Annotated in this window: 11 protein-coding genes and 1 pseudogene; 5 read left to right on the top strand and 7 right to left on the bottom strand. The window is 55.4% G+C overall.

Annotation, left to right across the window (positions count from 1 at the left end; all coding sequences use genetic code 11):
• From QNK41_RS03985 to QNK41_RS03970, 4 genes are all read right to left on the bottom strand, one after another.
• Nucleotides 1–1,612: DegV family protein (locus tag QNK41_RS03985; RefSeq protein ID WP_319253990.1), on the bottom strand; the 1,612-nt coding region annotated here is incomplete at its 3' end.
• Nucleotides 1,613–1,614: 2 nt separating this feature from the next.
• Nucleotides 1,615–2,022, bottom strand: coding sequence for an acyl-CoA thioesterase (locus QNK41_RS03980; protein ID WP_319253987.1), 408 nt, complete (start codon nt 2,020–2,022; stop codon nt 1,615–1,617).
• 175 nt (nt 2,023–2,197) lie between these two features.
• Nucleotides 2,198–2,806, bottom strand: coding sequence for an arylesterase (locus QNK41_RS03975; RefSeq protein WP_319253985.1), 609 nt, complete (start codon nt 2,804–2,806; stop codon nt 2,198–2,200).
• 115 nt (nt 2,807–2,921) lie between these two features.
• Nucleotides 2,922–3,191, bottom strand: a complete 270-nt coding sequence (locus QNK41_RS03970; RefSeq protein WP_319253983.1) for a hypothetical protein — start codon at nt 3,189–3,191, stop codon at nt 2,922–2,924.
• Between the two features lie 25 nt (nt 3,192–3,216).
• Here QNK41_RS03970 and QNK41_RS03965 point away from each other — a divergent pair, with 25 nt between their 5' ends.
• A complete protein-coding gene (locus QNK41_RS03965; protein ID WP_319253981.1) occupies nt 3,217–3,510 on the top strand; it encodes a GYD domain-containing protein in 294 nt (97 codons plus the stop codon).
• 209 nt (nt 3,511–3,719) lie between these two features.
• Here the strand turns inward: QNK41_RS03965 and QNK41_RS03960 are convergent, their stop codons facing one another.
• The 3 genes from QNK41_RS03960 to QNK41_RS03950 form a co-directional block, all read right to left on the bottom strand.
• Nucleotides 3,720–4,004: an antibiotic biosynthesis monooxygenase family protein gene (locus tag QNK41_RS03960; protein WP_319253979.1), complete on the bottom strand. Its 285-nt coding sequence runs from the start codon at nt 4,002–4,004 to the stop codon at nt 3,720–3,722.
• A gap of 254 nt (nt 4,005–4,258) precedes the next feature.
• A complete protein-coding gene (locus tag QNK41_RS03955) occupies nt 4,259–4,711 on the bottom strand; it encodes a cyclic nucleotide-binding domain-containing protein (protein WP_319253977.1) in 453 nt (150 codons plus the stop codon).
• Between the two features lie 453 nt (nt 4,712–5,164).
• Complete coding sequence (locus QNK41_RS03950; RefSeq protein WP_319253975.1) at nt 5,165–5,941, bottom strand: enoyl-CoA hydratase/isomerase family protein; 777 nt, start codon at nt 5,939–5,941, stop codon at nt 5,165–5,167.
• Nucleotides 5,942–6,083: 142 nt separating this feature from the next.
• Here QNK41_RS03950 and QNK41_RS03945 point away from each other — a divergent pair, with 142 nt between their 5' ends.
• From QNK41_RS03945 to QNK41_RS03930, 4 genes and pseudogenes are all read left to right on the top strand, one after another.
• Nucleotides 6,084–6,239, top strand: a complete 156-nt coding sequence (locus QNK41_RS03945) for a hypothetical protein (RefSeq protein WP_319253973.1) — start codon at nt 6,084–6,086, stop codon at nt 6,237–6,239.
• Nucleotides 6,240–6,473: 234 nt separating this feature from the next.
• Nucleotides 6,474–7,901: an Asp-tRNA(Asn)/Glu-tRNA(Gln) amidotransferase subunit GatB gene (gatB, locus tag QNK41_RS03940; protein ID WP_319253971.1), complete on the top strand. Its 1,428-nt coding sequence runs from the start codon at nt 6,474–6,476 to the stop codon at nt 7,899–7,901.
• Nucleotides 7,902–7,944: 43 nt separating this feature from the next.
• A complete protein-coding gene (locus QNK41_RS03935) occupies nt 7,945–8,193 on the top strand; it encodes a GIY-YIG nuclease family protein (protein WP_319253969.1) in 249 nt (82 codons plus the stop codon).
• A 193-nt stretch (nt 8,194–8,386) separates the two neighbouring features.
• Nucleotides 8,387–8,894, top strand: a pseudogene (locus QNK41_RS03930) (hypothetical protein); the annotation flags it as partial.

Here is an 8,894-nt window from a genome sequence, read left to right as displayed (position 1 = left end):
CAGGCCCAATGGCTTTCCGAACCCGCTTCTCGTTGTCGGAAAACTGCAACAGGATCGTCAACCGGTCGTCTGGCGAAAACCGCTGTTTCAGATATCCCAGTGTAAAGGGAAGCTGATCGGCGGCCTTTCTGACCGTGCCCACCTTGGCGGCGCCGTCGGCAGTGGGGCTGATCACCGGCTTGATGCCGATAAGATCGCCGAAAAATCCCTTGGATTTGGAAATCCGCCCGCCGGCGGCCAGATATTTGAGCTGGTCCAGAAAAATCAGTTCACCGCAGCCATCTATGGCCTGTCGGGCAAATTCAGCCACCACCTTCAACGGTTTTCCCGACCGGGCAAACCGGGCGACCAGCTTGGCGATGAGGCCTAATCGGCCAGAGGCGGCGCCGGTATCCATCACGATGAAACGGTCTGCCATACCGCGTGTCTCGCACCACCGGCTGGCCGTGGCATTGTTGCCCGTGTATACCGAGCCCACGGTCAGGTAAAGCACATCGTCGTATCGGCCCAGGGCGCTCTGGTAGCTCTGATGCTGCTGGAACACCGAGGCCTGGGCAGTAGACACCCGCCGACCGGCAGACATGGCCCCGTAAAGCTGCTGCGCATCGAACAGCGTTTCGGGAACGCTGCGGTCGTCCACCACCAGTTGGCTGTCCAGCAGGGTGATGCCGAGCGTGTGGGCCTCCGCCCGGGTAATCGATCCGGCCGCGTCGGTCATCACGTGAACCGATTGGCCGTCAACCAAAGGAAACGGCCCGGGTGCACCGGCGTCCATGGGTTCTGCCTGCCAGTCGACAATATCGCCCAGGGTTTCGAGCCGCGACCGGGTTTCCTGTTGATTTTGGGTATGAAGGTGAAGCCTGAGGCGATCACCGTCCGCAACGGCCACCACGCTTTCCCCCAGCCCGGTGGTTCCGGATGTCAGGTGAACGGATCCCGGTGCACGGATGATCGTGTTCACACAATAGCCGGGAAATTGACCGCCTTCAATGTCGCCTGTCACATTGAGCAGACCGGCAAAGCGCTCGGTCACCGGAACCATATCCGCCGTTTCACTTTCCAGCCGACAGAAAAAGCCTTCGAAAAAGATGAACATGCCCAGGGCACCGGCATCCACCACACCGGCCCGTTTCAGCTGCGGCAGCAGCTCAACTGTCGAGCGGACCGCCTTGTCCAGATGGTCGACGATACCGTCGACATCGACCTTGAAAACGCGGTCCGGCCATTTCTGCGTGGCCTGGACCAGGGCGTCGAACATCGTCAGCATGGTGCCGGGCTTGGGATCGGCCACGGCATGCCAGGCGGCATCCCGGCCGGCTGCCACCGACGGATGCATTCCGCCGGATTCCGCTTCCGACAGGAACCTTGAAAAAAACGCGGCGGCGATATTGCCGGAATTTCCCGTGGCCGATCGGATCAGCGCATGAGAGAGCACGGATGGAACCCCATTGGCGCGACCAAGGGGGCCGAGGCTGATTTTCAGGTTGCGGCCCGTATCACCGTCGGCAACGGGAAAGACGTTGATCTCGTCCAGCAGGTCCGCCCAGGCCGCGACCCGCTCGCAGCCGGCCACCAGGGCCCGGGTGAAGGCCTGAAGGAAGGATCGATCCATGGTCAACACCCCAGCGCCCGGGTGATCTCCGGCGGGATTTCGAACTCCAGGGTCATGTCCGGCAGTTTCACGGCCACCTGTTCGCCCTTTCCCCGGGTGCAGATCTCGCCGGTGTCGGGACGGCGGATTTCAAAATCCATGGCGATCTTATAGCGGGCTTCGGTCGCTGTCGCCCGGCAGATGAAGGTGTCGTCAAACCGCAGCGGCAGGATGTGCTTGACGGAAGACCGGGTTATGGGAAACACCATCTGACGGGATTTAAGATAGCCGTATAGATCGACGCCCACCGATTCAAAGAGACCGAATCGGGCCACGTCAAAATATTTGAAGTAATTGCCGTGCCAGACCACCTGCATGGGATCCAGGTCGTGGAAAGGCACTTTCATCTGAATATCGTAGGAGGCCGCCATGTTTATTTCGCTTCACGGTTTCAGACCGAACGCCTGCCAGATTCCGGCAGCACATCCATTTTTTTTGCCATTGCTCTGCTTTTTATTGGAATTCCCGCTTCAAGGCAACGACCCACGTTAAGGCCTCTGCCAGAATTAATCAATGCCGGATGAAAGATGGGGGGGTCAATAAGGGTTACAAATACGGCTGAAGGGCCCGGTAAAAATGTTGCGCCATGACGGTGTACCCCTGGCTGTTGGGGTGGATGGGGTCGCTCATCAGGCTGCGTGTTCCCATGATGCCGTCGAATACATTGGGAATCAGCACCGACCCGGTTTCTTCGGCCAGTTCCCGATAGGCGCCACCAAAGCCCTTGCCGTAGAAAGGGATCTCGATGCCGCCGATGATGACCAGGGCGCCCTCGGCCTGAACGGATCGGATGATCGCCCGCAGGTTGTCGAAGGCGGTCTGCCTGGAAATACCGTTTTTCAGATCGTTGCCGCCCAGGGTAATCAGGACCACCCGTGGTTGTCTGTCGAGCACCCCATTCAGCCGTTTCAGGGCCCTTGTGGTGGTGTCGCCGGGAACACCGGCATTCATGACTGGCAGGCCGATCATGCGCGACAATTGGGCCGGATAATCCATCCCTTTGGATGCACCGGTCCCGTAGGTCAGGCTGTCGCCGAAGCAAACGATTGCCCCACCGGACGGCGTGCGGTTGACAATCGCAGCAGAGGGCGTGATGAAATGATAGATCGCCGCAATCGCGCTGAGTGCGATGATTCCAACAATGAGTTTTTTCATACTGCAGTCACTTTCGGATCGTCGTTTACCTCGAGTCCGCTCTTTTTAAATCAGCGGATGGTTGAAGGCAAGCCCATTGACACGGCTTGCCGCCAGTCCGCCGTTTTTATTATCCTCAACCTGCCATCCGAAGGATCGAAGCCTTGCCGCACACATGATTTTCGTCTATAATCCAGTTATCCCATTGATTATTGCAATTCTTCACGCCTGCATTGATTGCCGCGCCGATACCGGCAGCTGTTGAGCATGTTTTTTTCGCCTCGTTATACGTCTTTCTCTTGTTGTCATAGATGCGGATCTCTTCAGTTTCAACCCGTATAGCACTGCCGCAAACCGGCCCGCAATCTGAAGGTCCATATGGAATCGACCCTTTTTCGTCATTCATCTATCGTCTTCAAAGGAGGAGAAAAATGCCGATTTTCATGATGTTTGGAAAGTACACGACGCAGGCAATGCAGAACATCAGCCAGGACAGGACGGAAAAAGCCGTTGAGGTGATTAAAGCCAACGGCGGGAAGGTCATATCGATGTATGCGGTCATGGGCAAGCACGACCTGGTTTTTACGCTGGATTTTCCGGATGCGGACAACGCCTTTGCCACGTCGGTGGCCCTGAATACCTTGACCGGGATTTCATTTACCACGTCACCGGTTGTCGAGGTTGAAATGTTCGACAAACTGATCGCCAAGGTAAAAAACATGTGAGCGCCGGACCTGGCGGGCGGGCTCACGTGCGGCGGGCGCTTGCATTAATCCAGTTTCAGCTGATTTATAGAACCTATCTCAAAAATAAGGATCAGGGTTCAGGGCAAGGCATGCAACGGCGAAATAGCGCAGCATACAGGTAGTATGTGAGCATGTTGAGCCGTTTCATAACGCCGCCATGGGCACTTAGACTATTTTTGAGATAGGTTCTATTCATATTCGTAAATCTCGTATTGAGTCTGCTCTCCCAGCAGCTTGTCAATATCGGCCTGCAAGGCCGCGCGCTCCCTGCTTTCATGCCACTGCTTCCAGTAGAAATGGGATTGCCATTTCGATACCACCAGGATCTCACCCGGTTGATCGATCCGTTTCAGCGTTTCGCCGGACACATAACCGGGATTGCCCACGATGGCCGACCGCATCTGGTTGATCAGTGCCATCAACGCCTGTTGATTGTCCTCGGATACATGCCGCCGAATGTGGATTCTGATCATTGTTGCATCTCCTTGTCTATGGGCTCGGCCGTGAGCGGGAGGTCGCACCTGCATCGGTAAACGGGTGCCACACCGTCCCAAAGGGGGATATGACCCCGGAATCATAGTTAGTGCCCATCCACAAATGGCCAATTTGCCTGATATCTGCGTTATGCTCAAAATTTTATCCTCAGAATATCAACTACATGCCTCCGGTAAAATTTTTCGCATGCCTTGATCTCAACCCAATTTGCCTATTTCTGGATGGACACCAGTTAAACGGACAGAAACCGATGGTAGATACTGGAAAGCCTTTTGTTAAAAACAGCTGAAAGACGCCGGTAAACGGCAAGCCCGAAAGCAGGATTGTCGTTAAACACCCGATTCATTTTTCGGGTATCGATTTTGACTGCCTGAATATCTGCGGTTGCGATTGCAGTGGCGGTGTACCGGGCGTTCTCAACCAGACTTGACCAGCCGAAGATGTCACTCTCGTCAGTCAGGCGATAGACCGTTTTTTCCCCGCCAATCTTAAGGTCAACAGCGCCTTTGCCCAGAATGAAAAGGGCATCTGCCGAATCGCCTTCATTGAAAATCAGCGTTGCCTTGGAATAGATTTCTTCAGTGCAGGCCGTGTCGGCGATCTCTCCCATGACGTTCAAGTCCAGACCTGAAAAAAGATCCATCTCAGTCACACGGAATTCCCAACCTTTCGATTTTTCATTCATGATTCACACCCTCCCTGTTGTGCTTGTCCATGGCGATGTTTTGATGCGGAACGTCGAACCAACGGCTTTCCTGCCGGTAAAAAGTCCCCAATGGCGTCATTCCCACGAAGGCGGGGCACGTCGTGAAGCTTTATCAGCACTATCTATAACCATTTGAAACTTATGGATCTCCGCCTTCGCGGAGATGACAACAAAGAAGAATTTTTAACTTATTGCGAATTCATCAACGTGGGTTCGAGGCGTTTGTCGATTTCCGGTTCACTCATGTAGTCGGCTTAACTGGCGATAGGTTCATTGAAGTCAGATAGGGAATATGCGAGAGGGTCGTGATGACGAAACCGTGTCCGCGCCCGGTTGGAACGATCAGCATGTTGGATATAGGATAAGCGTAGTTCGACAACTTCCGGGCGTCAAGATTTTTATCGTGAGCGGTCCACGATGCCCGGAACGGTGTTACTTCTCCTGCCATTGCGGTTTACGCTTTTCCAGAAAGGCCGAGACGCCCTCTTTGGCGTCTTCGGTGGAGCACAACCGGGCGAAGGCCTCGTTCATGTAGGCAAACGCCTTGTCGTAACTCAGGTCGGCGGCGGCATAGAAGGCTGACTTGGCGTTCTGAACGGCTACGGGGCTCTTGGCGGCCAGTACAGCGGCCCAGCGCCGGGCTTCTATCTCCAGGTCGTCCGCCGGCACCACCTTGTTGATCAACCCCATGTCCAGGGCCGCCGGGGCCTTGAGCAACTCCCCATATAGAAGCATTTCCATGGCCCGCTTGCGGCCCACGGACCGGGTGACCGGGATCACGGGCCCCACGCAGTTGAGGCCCACATTGATGGCGGTCAGGCCCATGCGGGCGTTGTCGGCGGCAATCGCCAGATCGCAGGCAGCCACCAGGCCGGCGCCGTTGGCCGCGGCCACGCCGTGCACCTGGGCGACCACCGGCTTATTCATGCGGCTGATGGTCTCCAGGGGGGTCTCCATGCACTCGATCCACACCCGGTATTCGTTGGTGCTCTTGCCGAAAAAATCCCCCACATCGATGCCCGCACAAAAGGCCTTGCCGGCTCCTTTCAAAATAATCACCCTGACCGATGGATCACCGTCCAGCTCCAGCAGGGCGGCCGTGAGTTCGGATGCCAGGGTCAGCGTAAAGGTGTTGAGGCTGTCTGGACGGTTCAGGGTGATTTCACCGATGTGATTCTCCAGCATGTCGACAATAACAGTCTCGGCCATTTCAGTTCTCCTTTGGTGGTGATGGGTAAAAACCTTCATGCGTAACAACAGCGCTGTCCGATGGCCGCAGTTTGAAAACCGGCCGTGCACCGGGGGATTCTATTTTCAGAATTCCCCCTTATATACCAGAAAAGGGAGTTCGATGCCCCCCTTTTTTGAGACCCTGCACGGGTATTGGATTCTCAATCCAACACGCCCTTTCGGGGGCAGACTTGTCGAACCCGCCGTCCGGGAAATCTGCCATCCCGTCGACAACGGTCATCTCACCTTCATCGATCCTTCATCTAACTATGATTGATAAACGATCATGTAGACCGCGATGGCTGAGTGAGGATGATTTAGCAATTACATGAAGACTCACCAAACCCGTTTCGGTGATCGTGCGACGATAGTTATTTTTGCACTGCCCATGCATTCCAAAGCACCGCCATACCGGCCTTTACAATCATTGCCGTTGGTGATAGTGCATGCTTTTGCGAGGCAGAGGAAGATTTCACGAATAGCCGGCAACCAACGAAAAGAACTTAATCAGATGGAATTTACCCCCGTCATCGGCCTTGAAGTTCACGCCCAGCTGAAAACCCGGACTAAAATTTTCTGTGGCTGCTCCACCGCTTTCGGTGCCCCCCCGAACACCCACACCTGTCCGGTGTGCCTGGGAATGCCCGGGGTGTTGCCGGTGCTCAATAAGAAAGTGGTGGACTGCACCATCAAAATGGCCCTGGCAACCCACTGCACCGTCCAGGCGGAAAGCCGGTTCGCACGCAAGAACTATTTTTACCCGGACTTGCCCAAGGGCTACCAGATCTCCCAATACGAACTGCCCATTGCCACCGACGGTTACCTGGACATCGAGATTGACGGGCGGTCCCTGCGTATCGGCATCACCCGCATTCACATGGAAGAGGATGCCGGAAAGCTCATCCACGATCCGGACCGCCCCGTCAGCCGGGTTGACCTGAACCGAACCGGCGTGCCGCTGATGGAAATCGTCAGCGAGCCGGACATCCGCAGCCCCGAAGCCGCCGGCGAGTACCTGCGCCAGCTCCGTTCCATCCTGCGATACCTGGATATCAGCGACGGCAACATGGAGGAAGGCAGCTTCCGCTGCGACGCCAACGTATCCATTATGCCCGAGGGGTCGACCGTCTTCGGAACCCGGGCCGAAGTGAAAAACCTCAACTCCTTCAAGCACGTGGAAAAGGCCATCTTTTATGAAATGGCCCGCCAGAAGGAGATCCTTCTCGATGGCGGCCAGGTGGTCCAGGAGACCCGCCTGTGGCAGCCGGACAAAGGCCAGACGGTGTCCATGCGCGGCAAGGAAGATGCCCATGATTACCGCTATTTCCCCGATCCGGACCTGCTGCCACTGGTGATCGACCCGGACTGGATCGAGCGCATGCGCGAGCAGATGCCCGAGCTTCCAGCCCAGCGCCAGGCCCGGTATATGGCAGATTACGGCCTGCCATCCGCCGATGCCCGGGTATTGACCGGCAGCCGCGAACTGGCCGACTATTTCGAAGCCTGTCTGACTGAATTCGATCAGCCCAAAACGGTGGCCAACTGGGTCATGGGCGACCTGCTGGGCCTGCTCAACGCCAAGGGCCTGGACATTGCAGACTCGCCGGTCTCGCCAAAAAACCTGACCGGGCTGCTGAAGCTGCTGGATGCCGATGTGATCAGCGGGAAAATCGCCAAAACAGTCTTCGAGGTCATGGCCGAAACCGGGCGGCCGGCCAAAACCATTGTCGAGGAAAAGGGACTGGTGCAGGTGTCCGACACATCGGCCATCGACCCCATCGTCGATGCCGTCATCGCCAACCATAGCGATGAAGTCGAACGCTATCGCGGCGGCCAGAAAAAGCTGATCAGCTTTTTTGTCGGCCAGGTGATGAAGGCAACCAAGGGCAAGGCCAATCCGAAGATCGTGAATGAGCTTTTACAGAAGAAATTAGGGTAAAAGAGACTGGATCCCCGCCTTCGCGGGGATGACCCAACAAAAAATGACCGACAAACAATACTATGTGTACATTCTTGCCAGCAAACGCAACGGGACACTTTATACAGGTATCACTTCTGATCTCATCAAACGCACCTGGCAGCATAAAAATGGACTTGTCGATGGCTTTTCCAAACGATACGGCATAAAGATTTTTAGTCTATTTCGAAGCACACAACAATGTCGAAGAAGCCATCCTGAGGGAAAAGCGCATCAAAAAATGGAACCGCGAATGGAAGATCAAACTGATTGAAAAAAACAATCCAAGCTGGAATGATATTTACCACGGTCTGATCTAAATTCTGGAATCCCGCTTACTCGGGGATGACAACAAAGAAGAATTTTCAACTTTTTACGGAACAATCAACTTTTCTCTAAATTCACAATCCATGTCATTCCCGCGCAGGCGGGAATCCAGAGAAAGCCATACACACAGGAGACCCCCATTGAAGAACGATTCTCGCAACTTGATCCGCAACACCCTATTGACACTATTCTTCCTGACCCTGCTTTTCAATGCCGTTACGGTTTTCGCCGCCCCCGCCCGGGTGGCCATTCTTCCCTTTGACGTCAACGCGAAAAATGACATGACCTTTCTTCAAGAGGGCATCCTGGACATGCTCGGTTCCCGCCTGGCCTGGCATGACAAGGTCGAGGTGATCAATGAAAAAGAAACCAAGGCGGCCCTGGCATCGGTCGAGGGTTTCGAAGGCCAGAGCCGCGCACTGCTGGTGGGCGGCAAACTGCAGGCCGACTATGTGCTATTCGGCAGCCTGACGGTATTTGGCGAAAGCGTCAGCATCGACGCCAAAATGGTGGACGTTAACGGCCAGCAGGCGCCGCTGCCTTTCTTCGCCCAGACCCAAGGTATGGGCGAGGTGATTCCCCAGATCAACCAGTTCGCCACCAACATCAACGCCACGGTATTCGGCCGCGGTGTTGCCCAGCGCCCGG

The sequence above is a fragment of the Desulfosarcina sp. genome, assembly GCF_033791525.1.
GTDB lineage: Bacteria > Desulfobacterota > Desulfobacteria > Desulfobacterales > Desulfosarcinaceae > Desulfosarcina.
This window is presented reverse-complemented; position numbering and strand designations above follow the sequence as displayed.